The organism is Bradyrhizobium sp. CCBAU 45394, assembly GCF_028128655.1.
GTDB lineage: Bacteria > Pseudomonadota > Alphaproteobacteria > Rhizobiales > Xanthobacteraceae > Bradyrhizobium > Bradyrhizobium diazoefficiens.
The window spans coordinates 517616-532625 of sequence record NZ_LBIX01000004.1 but is presented as its reverse complement, the minus strand read 5'-3'; the positions used below and the strand labels follow the sequence as shown (position 1 = coordinate 532625).

The window sequence follows — 15010 nt, the reverse complement described above, 5'->3', positions numbered from 1 at the left end:
GTCAGCTTTCCGGAACGAGGAAGATCGCGGCGAGCGGCGGAATGGTGAGGCGGAGCTCGGGCGTCTTGCCGTCGACGGCATGAACCTCGCCGATGTTCCCGACATTGCTGCCGCCATAATGGGCGGAGTCCGAGTTGAGCACCTCTTTCCACTTGCCGGCAAAGGGCACGCGAACGCGATAGTTGCGATAGACGTTGGGGGAGAAGTTGACGATCACGAGGCAGCGCGCGTGCTCGTCGAGCCCCTTGCGCAGCCAGGCGAACACGTTGCGATTGGCGTCGTCGGTAATGAGCCATTCGAAACCGGCCTGGTCGCAGTCCATCTGGTGCAGCGCCGGCACCGCGCGATAGAGCCGGTTGAGGTCGCGGATCAGCGCCTGGATGCCCGAGTGATATTTGTATTCGAGCAGGTGCCAGTCGAGCGACTGGTCGTGATTCCATTCGCGGCTTTGCGCGATCTCGGCGCCCATGAACAAGAGCTTCTTGCCGGGATGGCCGAACATGAAGCTGTAATAGGCACGCAGGTTCGCGAAGCGCTGCCATTCGTCGCCGGGCATGCGGCCCAGGATCGAGCGCTTGCCGTGCACGACCTCGTCATGCGACAGCGGCAGGATGAAATTTTCCGAGAAGGCATAGTGCAGGCCGAACAGGATTTCGCCGTGATGATGCTTGCGGTGAATCGGATCCTTGCTGATGTAGTTCAGCGTGTCGTGCATCCAGCCCATGTTCCACTTGTAGCCGAAGCCGAGCCCGCCGAATTCGACCGGGCGCGAGACTTGCGGCCACGCCGTGGATTCTTCTGCCGCCGTGGTTGCCTGCGGAAAGCGGGCGAACAGTTCGGTGTTGAAGCGGCGCAGGAACGCGATCGCCTCGATGTTCTCCCGTCCGCCATACTGGTTCGGAATCCAGGCGCCGGGCGGACGGCTGTAGTCGAGATAGAGCATCGATGCGACGGCATCGACGCGCAGGCCGTCGATCGCGTAGCGCTCCAGCCAGAACAGCGCGTTCGACACCAGGAAGTTCGTCACTTCGGTGCGGCCGTAATTGTAGATCAGCGTGCCCCAGTCGAGATGCCGGCCCTGCAGCGGGTTGGCGTGCTCGTAGAGCGAGGTGCCGTCGAAGCTGCCGAGCCCGTGCGGATCGTCCGGGAAGTGACCGGGCACCCAGTCGAGCAGCACGCCGACGCCTTCGCGGTGGCAGGCGTCGACCAGCGCGGCAAAATCTTCCGGCGTGCCGAACCGGCTGGTCGGTGCATAGAGGCCGGTCGGCTGATAGCCCCAGGAGCCGTCGAACGGGTGCTCGCTGACGGGGAGGAATTCGAGATGGGTGAACCCCATGTCGCGGGCATAGGCCGGCAGCTGCTCGGCCAGCTCGCGGTAGGTGAGCCATTCATTGTCGCCCTTGCGCCGCCACGAGCCGAGATGGACCTCGTAGATCGACATCGGCGCCGACAGCGCATTGATGCCGTCAGGCGCCGGGCGCGGCCGCGGCAGGTGCGCCTCGTCGAACACGATGGAGGCCGTCTTCGGACGCACCTCGCTCGCGAACGCCATCGGATCGGATTTCAGCGGCAGCTGATGGCCGTGCGGCCCGACGATGTCGAACTTGTAGTGATCGCCCCGCTTGGCGTGCGGGATGAACAATTCCCAATAGCCGCTGCCGCGCACCCGCATCGGATGGCGCCGCGAATCCCAGAAATTGAAATCGCCGACGACAGACACGCGCCGCGCATTCGGCGCCAGCACCACGAAGCCGATGCCGTCGACGCCGTCGAGCGTCATCGGGTGCGCGCCGAGCTTGTCATAGAGGCGCTGATGGGTGCCTTCGCCGAGCAGATAGAGGTCGAAATCGGTCAGGATCGGCGGAAAGCGGTAGGCGTCCTCGAACTCGACGACGCTGTCGCCGAATTTGGCGCGTAGCTGGTAATGCTTCGAGCCGTTCGGCAAGGCGCCGACGAACAGGCCTGCGTCGTGGACGCGGTCGAGCCGGGCGACCTCGCCGTGCTCGCCAACCGCCTCGACATTGGAGGCCTCGGGCAGAAAGGCGCGCACCACGCTCTTGCCGCCCTCGGGATGCAGCCCGAGATAGTGGAAGGGGTCGGCGTGGCGGCCCTCGATGATCGCGTAGGCCTCGGCAGGTAGTTTAGGCATGGGCTTCGCTCTCGGCATTGGACAGAATGCGAAGCAGTCCGGTCAGCGGCGCATGGAGCCCCTCAGGCCGGTGGGACAGCTCGTACTCTACTTCGTCGAACGCTTGATCAAGCAGGAAAAACCTTAACAGGCCTTCCGCGGATTGCGGATCTTCCGGCCACAGCCGCCGATCGGTCATGGCATCGCGATAGGCGGACAGGAAGGTCGTGGTGGCGCGCTCGCGCCATTCACTGAGCGCGGCTACAAGCCGGCTCTGCTCGTCAGTGCCTCCTGAAAGGGCCCGGCCAAGCGCCACGTTCACCGAAAGATCGATCGAGCGGATCAGACCGGCGACGTCGCGCGCGGCAGGCAGCTTGCGCCGCTTGTCGGCCAGCGGCAGACGCGGATCGCCGTCGAAGTCGATGATGCAGATATCGTCCTTCACGATCAGAATTTGCCCGAGGCGGAAGTCGCCATGATGACGGATGTTCAACCCGTCGATGTCGGATGGCAAGAGCGCATTCAGGCGGTCGGGCAGGCTCGTGCGCAATGCCGTGAGCTGGTCGATCAGCGGCCGGTCCGCTTCCCGCAGGCCGTCGCGGCTGTCGGCCAGTCGCTCGAACACCCGCCCGGCGCGTGCCTTGAGGTCGGAGACCCAGTGCCTGATGTGGGCGGAGCCGATCGGCTCCGGAGCGAGATCGTTAGGCCTTGCCGCGGCCAGAGCGACATGCAGCTCGGCGAGGCGCCGGCCGATCTGCATGACGAAGTGCAGGTAGGGCGACTGCTCCTGGGTCTCGCGCGGCGCTTCGCCCGCCGACAAGACGCGCTGCTCGTCGATATAGCGGTCGAGATAGCCCGTGGTCACCGCCCAGCCGTCGCCCTGGTTCTCGACATAGGCATGCAGCACGCCGAGTGTGCTGCGCTGATCGCCCTCGACCAGCTCGACGCTGCCGAGCAGCGCCGGCGTATTGGCAAAGCGGGCGACTTCCGTGAGGTAGTGGCCGATCTCGATCTCGGGATTGGTGCCTCCTTCGAGCTGGCGATAGATCTTGGCGACGTACTGGTTGTCGACCAGCGCGGTGCTGTTCGACTGCTCGATCGCGCGGATGCGTCCGGGTTCCTTGATGGTGTAGTCGGCAAACCGGCTGGTCGCCTTGAACTCCAGCCGCAGATTGTTCTCTTCCACCACCAGGTTCTGCGACAGGTTGCGCAGGAACAAGCCGATGAAGATCTGGTCGGTCGCGACGTCGAGCAGCGTACCTTCGCGCGCGCCCTGGCGCACGGCGGCGAGCGCCTTCGGGTTGAAGCGCTCGCGGTCGAAGCGCACCCATTCGATCTGCATCGGCAGCACGTAGCGGGTCGCAACGGCGTCCTGTTGCGCCGCCTCGAAGAACGCGATCCAGGGCCGGTTGTCGCCGATGTCGCAGAACGGCACCGCCGAGGTCAGCGTCGGCTTGATGTGCTTGGGATTGTGCTCGGGATACCAGCGCGTCCGCGACAGGAATCCCGGCAGCACATCGTGCTCGAACACGCCGCGCTCACGCGCCAGCGACACCCAGGTCGAGTTGACCGGCACCACCAGCGTTTCGAATTCCGGCACCGCGCGCGGCGTCACCGGCTCGGACTTGTCGCGCTCCATGAGATGGAACCAGTAGAAGCCGTATGGCCCCAGCGTGATCATGTAGGGCAGCTCGCCGATCGGCGGGAAGCGGGTGCGGCCGAGCATCTCCTGCGGGATGCGGTCCTTCCACGGCGACAGGTCGAGCTCGGTCGCCTGCGCCGCCCGCGAGAGGTTGGCGACGCAGAGGATCACCTCGTCGTGGTACTGCCGGACATAGGCCAGCACGGCGCGGTTGGCCGGGCGGATGAAGGTCATGGTGCCGCGGCCGAAGGCGAGCGTCGACTTGCGCACCGAGATCAGCCGCTTGGTGGCGCTGAGCAGCGAGGACAGGCTGCGCGACTGCGCCTCCACGTTCACCGATTCATAGCCGTAGACCGGATCCATGATCAGCGGCGCGTAGAGACGGGCCGGGTCGCAGCGCGAGAAGCCGCCGTTGCGGTCCGGGCTCCACTGCATCGGCGTGCGCACGCCGTTGCGGTCGCCGAGATAGATGTTGTCGCCCATGCCGATCTCGTCGCCGTAATAGATGATCGGCGTGCCGGGGAACGACAGCAGGAGCGAGTTCATCAGCTCGATCTTGCGGCGGTCGTTGTCCATCAGCGGCGCGAGACGCCGGCGGATGCCGACATTGATGCGGGCGCGCGGGTCGTTGGCGTAGGTGGTCCAGAGATAGTCACGCTCGACGTCGGTGACCATTTCCAGCGTCAGCTCGTCGTGGTTGCGCAGGAACAGCGCCCATTGGCAGCTTGCCGGAATGTCCGGCGTCTGGCGCAGGATGTCGGTGATCGGGAAGCGGTCCTCCTGCGCGATCGCCATGTAGATGCGCGGCATCAGCGGGAAGTGGTAGGCCATGTGGCACTCGTCGCCACGGCCGAAATATTCCTGCACGTCCTCCGGCCATTGATTGGCCTCGGCCAGCAGCAGCTTGCCCTTGGAGTAGGAATCCAGCTCCTGGCGCAGACGCTTGATGATCGCATGCGTCTCGGGGAGGTTCTCGTTCGAAGTGCCCTCGCGCTCGCAGAGATAGGGAATGGCATCCAGCCGGAAGCCGTCGACGCCGGCGTCCAGCCAGCGCTTCATCACCTGGATGAGCGCGCTGACCACGCGCGGATTGTCGAAATTGAGGTCCGGCTGGTGCGAGAAGAAGCGGTGCCAGTAGAAGGCGCCGGCCTCGTGATCCCAGGTCCAGTTCGACTTTTCCGTGTCGGTGAAGATGATGCGCGTGCCCTGGTATTTCTGGTCGGTGTCACTCCAGACGTACCAGTTGCGGGCGCTCGAGCCCGGATGGCTGCGGCGCGCACGCTTGAACCATTTGTGCTGGTCCGAGGTGTGGTTGACGACAAGCTCGGTGATGACGCGCAAGCCGCGCTTCTGCGCCTCCTGGATGAAGCGCTTGAAGTCCTTCATCGTCCCGAAATCGGGATTGACCGAGCCGTAGTCCGCGATGTCGTAGCCGTCGTCGCGCCCGGGCGAGGGATAGAACGGCAGCAGCCACAGCGCGGTGACGCCGAGCTCCTGGAGATAGGGCAGCTTCTCGGTCAGGCCGGCGAAGTCCCCGATGCCGTCATTGTTGCTGTCCGCAAACGCCTTGACGTGCAGCTGGTAGATGATGGCGTCCTTGTACCAGAGCTCATCCACGACCTCGGCAGCCTCAATCTTCTTGGTATCGACGGAAGACAGAACATTCATGGCGTTAAGCCTTTACGCCAGGCAGCGGAACAGCAGCGCCGGATCGCGGTCGGGATCGATACGCAACCTGATCCCGCCCCATTCGATGCGGGACTGTTCGCCGGTGAGGAGATTTTCGAGTGCGGTGACGTGGCGGCGCTGGCCGCCGGCGTCGATGGTGAGGTCGCCGAGCGGCAACCAGAATTCGCGCGCATCGCGCGAGAGCGCGATGGCGGCGACGACGGTGTTGGCCGGATCGGTCGCCTCTTTCACGAAGCTTATCGTCTCGCCGTCCTCGATGCCGAGAAACCGCAAATTCGCCGTCTGCTGGAGTGCCGCATTGTCGTTGCGGATGCGGTTGAGAGCGGCGATGTAGGGCTTGATGTTGCCCGGCTTGTCCCAGTCGCGATGCTTGATCTGGTACTTCTCGGAATCGAGATATTCCTCGCGGCCGGGGATGGCTTCGTGTTCGAGCAATTCGAAGCCGCTATAGATCCCGTAATTGCCCGACAGCGTCGCGGCCAGCGCGAGCCGCGACTTGAAGGCCCAGGCTTCGCCGCTCTGGAGATGAAAGGGCAGCAGGTCCGGCGTGTTCACGAACAGGTTCGGGCGATAGAAGTCGCGCTCGGGATAACGCGTCAGCTCGCCGAGATATTGCTCCACCTCCCACTTCGACGTGCGCCAGGGAAAATAGGTGAAGGACTGCGCGAAGCCGAGCTTGGCGAGGCCCTTCATCAGCTTCGGCCGTGCAAACGTCTTCGAGAACAGGATCACCTCGGGATGCCGGCGGCGGATGTCGCGGATCAGCCACTCCCAGAACGGAAGCGGCGCGGTATCGTGATTGTCGATGGCGAAGATGGTGACACCATGGTCGATCCAGAACAACATCGCGTCGCGGAACGCATTCCACAGCCCGGCCCGGTCGACGGAGGCGAAATCGGGGATGACGATGTCCGAATAGGGGCCATCAGCCGTCCGCACCGAGCGGTCCGGCCGCCATTTGAACCATTCCGGATGCTGCGTCAGCCAGGGATGGTCCGGCGAGCATTGCACGGCGAAATCGAGCGCGAGCTCGAGGCCGTATTCCAGGCAGGTCGCAACCAGCGCGCGGAAATCCTCGATGGTGCCGAGCTCGGGATGCAGTGCATCGTGTCCGCCCTCGGCGGTGCCGATCGCATAGGGCGAGCCGGGTTCGCCTGCGGTCGCCGAAGGCGCATTGTTGCGGCCCTTGCGCCTGTTATGCCCGATCGGGTGGACCGGCGTGAAGTAGAGCACGTCGAAGCCCATCGCGGCGATATCGGGCACGCGCGCGATGCAGTCGCGCAGCGTGCCGTGCCGGCCGGGGATCCGGCCCTGGCTGCGCGGCATCATCTGATACCAGGCGCCAAAGCGCGCCTTGTCGCGGTCGGCGATCAGCGGGAAGAGCGGCGAGCGCGTGAGGTCGGGCCGCGACTGGCTCTCGGCCATGGCGCTGCCGAGCTCGGTTGAGAGCAGCGGGGTGACATCGCCGGTCTGAAGATAGTCCTCGCATTGTCTGACGATCACCGCCGCGGCGTCCTGCCGCGCGCCATGCGCCTTGGTCAGGAGCCCGGCGCCCTCGATGGCGTCGAGGCTGACATCGGCGCCGGACAGCCGCTTGCGCGCGACCGCGTGAGACCAGGTCGCGAACTCGTCGGTCCAGGCCTCGATCGCGTAGAGATATTGGCCGGGCTCGACGGGCGTGAACGCGCCGGACCAACGGTCATTGCCGTGATGGATCATCGGCTCGCTCCGCCATTCCCGGTCCTGCTCGCGTCGCCAGATCAGCGCGGCGCCGACCACGGCCTCGCCGTCGCGGTAGATGTCGGCCCACACCTCGACGCACTCGCCCGCGATCCGCTTCACGGCGAAACGGCCGCCGTCGATCAAGGGATAGACGTCTTCGATGAGGAAAGCGCTGCCGGCTGCGGCACTTTCGACAGTTTGAATTGTCTTGTTCACGGTGATGCCATTGACAAGAAAGCAGGGCCCGTTTCCCTTGTCGGGAACCTACGCTTGATACCTATATAGAAAGCCGCTTGTGTGTCATTAGTTCCGCCTGGGAACGGCAGGCCCGTTTTTGAGTTACCCCTGACTAACGTCTTCCGCCACCTCGTTAAAATCCCTGCCCCCGGCCACACAATGGCCTGCAAGCTGCGTGCCGAATGGATCTTTTAGCTCAAGCCCAGATCAAGGGTGTTCAGTCCGAATTCGTGGACGCCCTCGGAAAGCTGCGGGTCACCGATCCCGTGGCCCTCAAATCCATCCTCGACGCCCTGCCGGAGAAGCGGGTTTATCGCTTCGTCAGCGGGCCCGTGGTGGTTCGCGCCCTGGGACATCCGCGGACGGAATTGGCGGCCACCGGCGCGCCGCCGCTGCAATGGAAAATCGCCGGCAACGGCAACGTGATCGCGCAAGGCGAGACGCGCGAGCCTGTCATCGCCTGGCCCGCCGGCCTGCCGCTCGGCTACCACCGCTTGACGCTGACCGATGCCGAAGGCGTGACCGAAGAGGTGCCGATGATCGTGGCGCCCGAGCGCGCCTTCGGCGGCGATTTCGACCGCGGCTGGCTGCTCGCCGTGCAGCTCTACGGCGTCCGCTCGGAGCGCAACTGGGGCATCGGCGATTTCACCGACCTTGCCGATCTCGTCCGGCTCGCAAAACAGCTCGGGGCCGACGGCGTCGGCCTCAATCCGTTGCACGTGTTGTTCGACGACCACCCGGCCGATTGCAGCCCCTATTCGCCGAACAGCCGGCTGTTTCTCAATCCGCTCTACATCGACGTCGAGGCGATCCCGGAATTTTCCGCGGACCTCGTCCCCGATGCGGCCGCGACCGCCGCGCGGCTGCGCGAAGGCGACCGTGTCCCCTATGCCGACATGGCGGCGCTGAAATGGCTGGCCTTGCGCGCTGCCTTTAACAGCTTCGTGCGGAGCGCGAGCGGCGTCCGCCGCAATCAGTTCGACGCCTTCCGCGCGGACCGCGCGCCGCTGCTGTCCCGCTTCGCCTGCTTCGAGGTGCTGCGGCATCGCTTCACCGGGCCGTGGTGGGAATGGCCCCCCGAGTGGCGGCAGCCCGACGAGACAAAATGCGCCCAGCTGCGCAACGGCCCTGACAAGCGCGAGGTCGAGTTCGTCGAATTCGTGCAATGGACCGCCGATAGCCAGTTGCACGCGGCCAAGGAGCTGGCCGGCCAGCTCGGCATGCGGGTCGGGCTTTATCTCGACGTTGCCGTCGGCGTGCAGTCCAACGGCTTCGATGCCTGGAACGAGCAGACGGCGATCTCGCGCCATCTCGCCGTCGGCGCGCCGCCCGACGTGCTCAACACCGTCGGCCAGGACTGGGGTCTCGCCGGCTTCAACGCCGGCGGCCTAGAGGCGCAATCCTTCGTGCCGTTCGCCGACATGCTGGCCGCCTCGATGCGCCATGCCGGCGCCATCCGGATCGATCACGTGCTCGGGCTGAAGCGGCTTTATCTCGTGCCGCGCGGCTTCAAGCCCGACAACGGCGCTTATGTGCAGATGCCGTTCGAGGCGCTGCTGGGCGCCGTGGCGCGCGAGAGCGCGGCCCATAAGTGCATCGTGATCGGCGAGGACCTCGGCACGGTGCCGGAAGGTTTCCGCGAGACCATGCAGGATTTCGGCATCTGGTCCTACCTCGTCATGATGTTCGAGCGCGACGATGCCGGCCACTTCCGCAACATCGACTATTACCGGCCGAACGCGCTGGTGACGCTGAACACGCACGACCTCTGCACCTATGCGGGTTGGCGCTCCTTCAGCGATCTCAAGATGAAGCTGTCGCTCGGGCTCGATCCCGGCGAGGACGACAAGGCCCGCTGGCATGCGCTCGGCATGCTCGATGAGATCCTGCGCCAGAACGGCATCAACGCCAACGATCTCTATTCGGTGCTCGCCTTCCTGTCGCGCACGCCCTCGCGGCTGCTCGCGGTGTCGCTGGAGGATCTGCTCGGCGTGATCGACCAGCCCAACATTCCCGGCACGATCGACGAGCATCCGAACTGGCGGCAGCGCCTGCCTGTCACGCTCGACAAGATCGCCTCGAAGGTCGATCTCACGGCCTTGAGAGCGGCGACGCGGGAACGTTCGTTGCTCGGCGGGAGTTAGTCCGCCGGGGTTTTTAGGCTCGCACGACATTGTCTCAGAGGATCGAGGACTATGCGCTGATCGGCGACTGCGAGACCGCGGCGCTGGTCGGGCGCGACGGCTCGATCGACTGGCTGTGCTGGCCCGCCTTCGATTCCGACGCCTGCTTTGCCGCAATCCTCGGCACGCGCAAGAACGGCCGCTGGCAGATCGCACCGGCCGGGGACGTCACCACGACGTCACGCCGCTATCTCGGCGATACCCTCATCCTCGAAACGCAGTTTGAGACGAGGAGCGGCATTGTCGCCTTGATCGACTTCATGCCGCCGCGCGGCAAGGCGTCCGACGTCGTGCGGCTGGTGCGCGGCGTCAGCGGCACGGTGAAGCTGCGGATGGAGCTCGTGATCCGCTTCGGTTTCGGCGTCGATATTCCCTGGGTACGCCGCTGCAGGGACGGTTCGCTGCTGGCGGTCGCCGGCCAGGACATGACCGTGCTGCGCACGCCGGTCGGGACCCGCGGCGAGGACCTGACGACGGTTGCCGAATTCGAGGTGAAGGCCGGCGAGACCGTGCCGTTCGTGCTGACCTATGGCCCCTCGCACCTCGATCCGCCCGAGCCGATCGACCCGGAGATCGCGCTCCAGGAGACCGAAAGATTCTGGAAGGACTGGTGCAGCCGCTGCACGCGGGACGGCGAGTATCACGATCTCATCATGCGCTCGCTGATCACGCTGAAGGCGCTGACCTTCGGCCCGACCGGCGGCATCGTCGCGGCGCCCACGACCTCGCTGCCCGAGAAGCTCGGCGGCAGCAGAAACTGGGACTACCGCTTCTGCTGGCTGCGCGATGCCACCTTCACACTGCTGGCGCTGATGAACTCGGGTTATACCGAGGAGGCCTTGGCCTGGCACAATTGGCTCTTGCGCGCCGCCGCCGGCTCGCCGGCGAACATGCAGATCATGTACGGCATCTGGGGCCAGCGGCGCCTGTTGGAATGGGAGGCGCGCTGGCTCGACGGCTATGAGGGCGCCCAGCCGGTCCGCGTCGGCAATGCCGCGCATGCACAGCTGCAGCTCGACGTCTATGGCGAGCTGATCGACGCCTTCCACCAGTCGCGCATGGCCAGGCTCAAGCTCAATGACGAAGCGACCTGGGCGCTGGAATGCGCGGTGCTCAATCATCTCGCCGAGGTCTGGGACCAGCCCGACCACGGCATCTGGGAGCGGCGCGGCGAGCCGAAGCACTACGTCTTCTCCAAGGTGATGACCTGGGTCGCCTTCGACCGCGGCATCAAGAGCGCCGAGACCTTTGGCTTCAGGGCGCCGCTGCTGCACTGGCGCGCGCTGCGCGAGGCCATTCACCGCGACGTCTGCAACAATGGCTTCGACGCGGAGGAAAATGCCTTCGTCGAGTCCTACGGCTCAAAGCTGCTCGACGCCAGCTTGCTGCTGGTGCCGGCGGTCGGCTTCCTGCCGGCGGAGGACCCGCGCATCCGCGGTACCATCGCGGCCGTCGAAAAGCACCTGATGCGCGACGGCTTCGTGCTGCGGCACGATCCGCGCGAGGTGTCCGAGGAAAAGCAGCCGATCGAGGGCGCGTTCCTGGCCTGCACCCTCTGGCTCGCCGATGCCTATGTGCTGTCGGGCGATCTCGACACGGCGCAGGTACTGTTCGACCGCGTGGCCGCCCTTGCCAACGACGTCGGGCTATTGGCCGAGGAATACGATTCCGTGGCGGGCCGCCAGACCGGCAACTTCCCGCAGGCGCTGACCCACATCGCGCTGGTCAACACCGCGCACAACCTGTCGGCTGCACGGCAGGAGAGCGAGAAGCCGGCGATGCAGCGGTCGAAGTAGTGACTTAGCCGACCCCGTTCCGCTTCAAGATCATCTCCATTGCCTCCGCAAAACCGTCCTGCTCGTTGGTTGCGGTGACGTGGGTGGCCTGGTCCTTGACGTCGTCGGTGGCATTGCCCATGGCGATCGAGGTGCCGCTGACGCGGAACATCGCAAGGTCGTTCTGCATGTCGCCGATGGTGGCGACCGCGTCGGTCGCGATGCCGAGGCGCTTGGCCATCGCCTCGACGAAGGTGCCCTTGTTGAAGCCGGGCGGGGTGATGTCGAGATAATAGGTCTGCGAGCGCACCGCGGTCGCCTCGCTGCCGAGTGCCTCCTGCATCGCCTTCTCGCAACGCTCGAGCCCGGCGGCGTCGGTGCTGGCGCCGACGATCTTGCAGGCGCTGGCAAGGTAAGGCGAGAAATCCGTCACGATGGTCGGATCGGAGCGGATGGTGTGCTGCTCATGGGCGACGTATTTACCGCCAGGGTTGTCGATCAGCCATTTGTCGGTGGTGAACAGCCAGATATCGGCGCGGAACTCCCGGAGGATCTGCAAGGACCGCTCGACCGCGCCTGCGGGGATGAGGTGCTGCTCGACCGGCTTCATCTCGGGATCGACGATCGAGGAGCCGTTGAACGGGCCGACCGGCAGCCACAGCGCCAGCGGCTCGATCAGGAAGCGCATGCCGATGGCGGGGCGGCTGGAGGTGATGGTGAAGCCGATGCCGGCCTGGTGCAGCCGCTGCACCGCGGACCTCGCACGTTCCGTCAGCGTCTTGTCCTTGGTCAGCAGCGTGCCGTCGACGTCGGAGACCACGAGTGAGATTGGCGTCATGGCAGAACCTTGGGTATTGCGCCGCCCAGTTTCAATTGCCGCACGACGCCGTCCACGATCGCCTCGACGGTTTCGTCGATCGAGACGGTGACGACGTGCTCGCTCGCCTCCGGGGCTTCCAGCGTGTTGAACTGGCTCGTCAGCAGCCCTGGCGGCATGAAGTGGCCCTTGCGGTGCGCGAGGCGTTCGGCGATCAGCTCCTTCGTGCCCTTCAGGAAGACGAAGCGGACGTCGTCGCGCCCCCGCAGCAGTACGTCACGATAGGTGTGCTTCAGCGCCGAGCAGGCGATGATGACGTGCTTGCCGCTCTTGCAAACCCGTTCGATCTCGTCGGCGATGGCGTTGAGCCAGGGCCAGCGGTCCTCGTCGGTGAGGGGATGGCCGGCCTTCATCTTCTCGACATTGCTGGCGGGATGAAAGCTGTCGCCGTCCTCGAAGCGCCAGCCGAGCCGCTCGCCCAGCGCCTCCGCAACCGTGCTCTTGCCCGAACCCGACACGCCCATCACGATCAACGCACAAGGTGCTTCAACGCGGCCCACGAATTTCCTCCGGAAGCGCGGCCTGGTCGACCAGCCAGACGGTCTCACCATTCGAGCGCGCGCGTACAGCCGGCAGAGTCTCGCCATTGAGGAGGCGCGTCAAGATCGGCTGCTTGTCATGTCCCGCAATCTCGAACAGCATTTCGCGGCAGGACGCAAGGACGGGCAGGGTGAGGGAGACCCGCGGCACGAAGGGTGCCACATTGGCCTTGGGCACCCCGACGACCCAGCGCTGCATTTCCTCGATTTCGGGGTAGCCGGGAAACAGCGAGGCGGTGTGACCGTCCGGACCGGCGCCCATCAAGACCAGGTCGAACAGTGGCCGGGCCGGATCGAGGCTTTCCGAACCGTAGAAGGCCTGCAGCTCGCGCGCATAGGCGGCGGCGCCTTGATCCGGGTTCTCAGTCGCGGTCGGGATCGGGTGGACATGGCCGGAGGGCGCATTGCGGTCGAGAAAGGTCGCGCGCGCGACCGCCATGTTGTTGAGGGGATCGTTCTCAGCCACGAAGCGCTCGTCGCCGATGAACCAGTGCACGCGATCCCACGGGATTTTTCCACGCCAGGAATCGCCGCCGAGCAGTTGATAGAGCTTTTTCGGGCTCGAGCCGCCGGTCAGGCAGATCGCGATACGCCCCGGATTGGCGCCAATCCGCGCCATCACCCGTTCCGCCGCGGCCTGCGCAAGGGCCTCGGCGTCGGCCGCGACAATCAGCTTCGGCTTGCCGGCCGCCGCCATCACGAAAACTTCCGCCAGCTTCGTCCGTCGCGCCGGAGCAGCTCGTCCGCGCAGGCGGGGCCGTCGCTGCCGGCTTCATAGGTCTCGATGCCGTTGGTGCCCTCGCTCTTCCAGGCGTCCAGGAACGGCTGCACCGCCTGCCATCCGGCCTCGATGCCGTCGGCGCGCTGGAACAGTATGTTGTCGCCGATCATGCAGTCGTAGATCAGCGTCTCGTAGCCGGTCGAGGGATCGACGCGGAAATAGTCGCCATAGCGGAACTTCATCTCGACGCCGTCGATGGTGATGCTCGGGCCCGGAATCTTGGCGTTGAACTGAAGCTCGATGGTCTCGGTCGGCGCGATGCCGATGGTAAGGAAGTTCTGCGACAGGCGGTCGACGTCCGTGCCCGAAAACATCGACAGCGGCGCCTGCTTGAACTTGATCGCGACTTCGGTGCGCTTGTGACCCAGCGCCTTGCCGGTGCGCAAGTAGAAGGGGACGCCGGCCCAGCGCCAATTGTCGATCATCAGCTTGAGCGCGACAAAGGTCTCGGTGGTGCTGCCGGGCTTGACGTCCTCGGTCTTGCGATAGTCCGTGATCTCCTCGTCGCCGATGCGGCCGGCGAGATATTGCGCGCGCACTGAATTCTTCAGCGCCTCTTCCCGGCTGGGCTGCTGGATCGAGGTGAGTACGTCGGCCTTCTCGGAGCGCACGGAATGCGCGTCGAAGCGGGCGGGGGGCTCCATCGCGACCAGCGACATCAGCTGGAACAGATGGTTCGGTACCATGTCGCGCAGCGCGCCGGTGGCGTCGTAGAAGCCGCCGCGATGGCCGACGCCGAGCTTCTCTTCCACCGTGATCTGGATGTGGTCGATGTGGTTGCGATTCCAGATCGGCTCGAACATGCCGTTGGCAAAGCGCAGCACCAAAATGTTCTGCACCGTCTCCTTGCCGAGATAGTGATCGATCCGGTAGATCTGGTGCTCGTCCATGATCTTCAGGAGCTCGGCGTTCAGCGCGCGTGCCGAGGCGAGATCGGTGCCGAACGGCTTTTCGATCACGAGGCGTCGCCAGGCGCCGTTCTCCTCCATCATGCCGGTGCGGCCGAGCTCGCGCGCGGTCGGCGCGAACGCGGCGGGCGGCGTTGCCAGATAGAACAGCCGGTTGCCGCCGGTGTCCTGCGCGCATTCCAGCGAATCCAGATGCTCGCGCAAGCGGTCGAAGGACGGCGAGTCCTTCGGGTCGGCCTCGACGAAGGTCAGGCATTGCAGCAGCTTCTGGGCGATATCGTCGTCCACGGGTCGCGTCGCGAACTGGCGCAGGCCCTTCAACAGGCTGCTGCGCAGCTCGTCATCCGATTGGCCCTTGCGGGCCACGCCGACGACACAGAACTTTTCCGGTAACAGGTGCTCGGCCGCGAGATTGTAGAGCGAGGGCATCACAAGGCGATGAGTAAGGTCTCCGGTCACGCCAAAGATGACGAAGGCGCAATTTTCCGGCTTGCGCTTGGCTTGCGGGTCTTTTGTCACGAATGATCGG

At 65.2% G+C, this 15010-nt stretch carries 9 protein-coding genes; 2 read left to right on the top strand and 7 right to left on the bottom strand.

Annotated elements, in window-relative coordinates:
- Position 1 precedes the first annotated feature (1 nt).
- From glgB to WN73_RS03225, 3 genes are read right to left on the bottom strand one after another with little or no spacing between them, the layout of a single operon-like run.
- Entirely contained in the window at positions 2-2149 is a 2148-nt protein-coding gene (glgB, locus tag WN73_RS03235; RefSeq protein ID WP_060908701.1) for a 1,4-alpha-glucan branching protein GlgB, read from the bottom strand.
- Positions 2142-5438, bottom strand: coding sequence for a maltose alpha-D-glucosyltransferase (gene treS, locus WN73_RS03230; RefSeq protein ID WP_271551405.1), 3297 nt, complete (start codon positions 5436-5438; stop codon positions 2142-2144). The genes glgB and treS overlap by 8 nt, the downstream gene beginning before the upstream one ends.
- A 12-nt stretch (positions 5439-5450) precedes the next feature.
- Positions 5451-7397 carry a maltotransferase domain-containing protein gene (locus tag WN73_RS03225; RefSeq protein WP_271551404.1) on the bottom strand — a complete coding sequence of 649 codons (1947 nt, stop codon included), beginning with the start codon at positions 7395-7397 and terminating at the stop codon, positions 5451-5453.
- A 203-nt stretch (positions 7398-7600) separates the two neighbouring features.
- Here WN73_RS03225 and malQ point away from each other — a divergent pair, with 203 nt between their 5' ends.
- Positions 7601-9562, top strand: a complete 1962-nt coding sequence (malQ, locus tag WN73_RS03220; protein WP_161533606.1) for a 4-alpha-glucanotransferase — start codon at positions 7601-7603, stop codon at positions 9560-9562.
- 29 nt (positions 9563-9591) lie between these two features.
- Entirely contained in the window at positions 9592-11397 is a 1806-nt protein-coding gene (locus WN73_RS03215) for a glycoside hydrolase family 15 protein (protein WP_271551403.1), read from the top strand.
- Between the two features lie 4 nt (positions 11398-11401).
- Here the strand turns inward: WN73_RS03215 and WN73_RS03210 are convergent, their stop codons facing one another.
- Genes WN73_RS03210 through zwf form a run of 4 tightly spaced genes read right to left on the bottom strand, consistent with a single transcriptional unit; the run spans position 11402 to position 15000 of the window.
- Positions 11402-12214 carry an HAD family hydrolase gene (locus tag WN73_RS03210; RefSeq protein ID WP_271551402.1) on the bottom strand — a complete coding sequence of 271 codons (813 nt, stop codon included), beginning with the start codon at positions 12212-12214 and terminating at the stop codon, positions 11402-11404.
- A complete protein-coding gene (locus tag WN73_RS03205) occupies positions 12211-12753 on the bottom strand; it encodes a gluconokinase (RefSeq protein WP_011089501.1) in 543 nt (180 codons plus the stop codon). The genes WN73_RS03210 and WN73_RS03205 overlap by 4 nt, the downstream gene beginning before the upstream one ends.
- Entirely contained in the window at positions 12740-13489 is a 750-nt protein-coding gene (gene pgl / locus WN73_RS03200) for a 6-phosphogluconolactonase (protein WP_271551625.1), read from the bottom strand. Before pgl ends, WN73_RS03205 begins: the two co-directional genes overlap by 14 nt.
- Positions 13489-15000, bottom strand: a complete 1512-nt coding sequence (gene zwf / locus WN73_RS03195; RefSeq protein WP_011089499.1) for a glucose-6-phosphate dehydrogenase — start codon at positions 14998-15000, stop codon at positions 13489-13491. The genes pgl and zwf overlap by 1 nt, the downstream gene beginning before the upstream one ends.
- Positions 15001-15010 lie beyond the last annotated feature (10 nt).

Excerpts from the sequence above, each read along its gene's own strand:
- pgl (WP_271551625.1), bottom strand. The coding sequence starts at position 13,489 with ATGGCGGCGGCCGGCAAGCCGAAGCTGATTGTCGCGGCCGACGCCGAG.
- WN73_RS03210 (WP_271551402.1), bottom strand. The coding sequence starts at position 12,214 with ATGACGCCAATCTCACTCGTGGTCTCCGACGTCGACGGCACGCTGCTG.
- glgB (WP_060908701.1), bottom strand. The coding sequence starts at position 2,149 with ATGCCTAAACTACCTGCCGAGGCCTACGCGATCATCGAGGGCCGCCAC.
- treS (WP_271551405.1), bottom strand. The coding sequence starts at position 5,438 with ATGAATGTTCTGTCTTCCGTCGATACCAAGAAGATTGAGGCTGCCGAG.
- malQ (WP_161533606.1), top strand. The coding sequence starts at position 7,601 with ATGGATCTTTTAGCTCAAGCCCAGATCAAGGGTGTTCAGTCCGAATTC.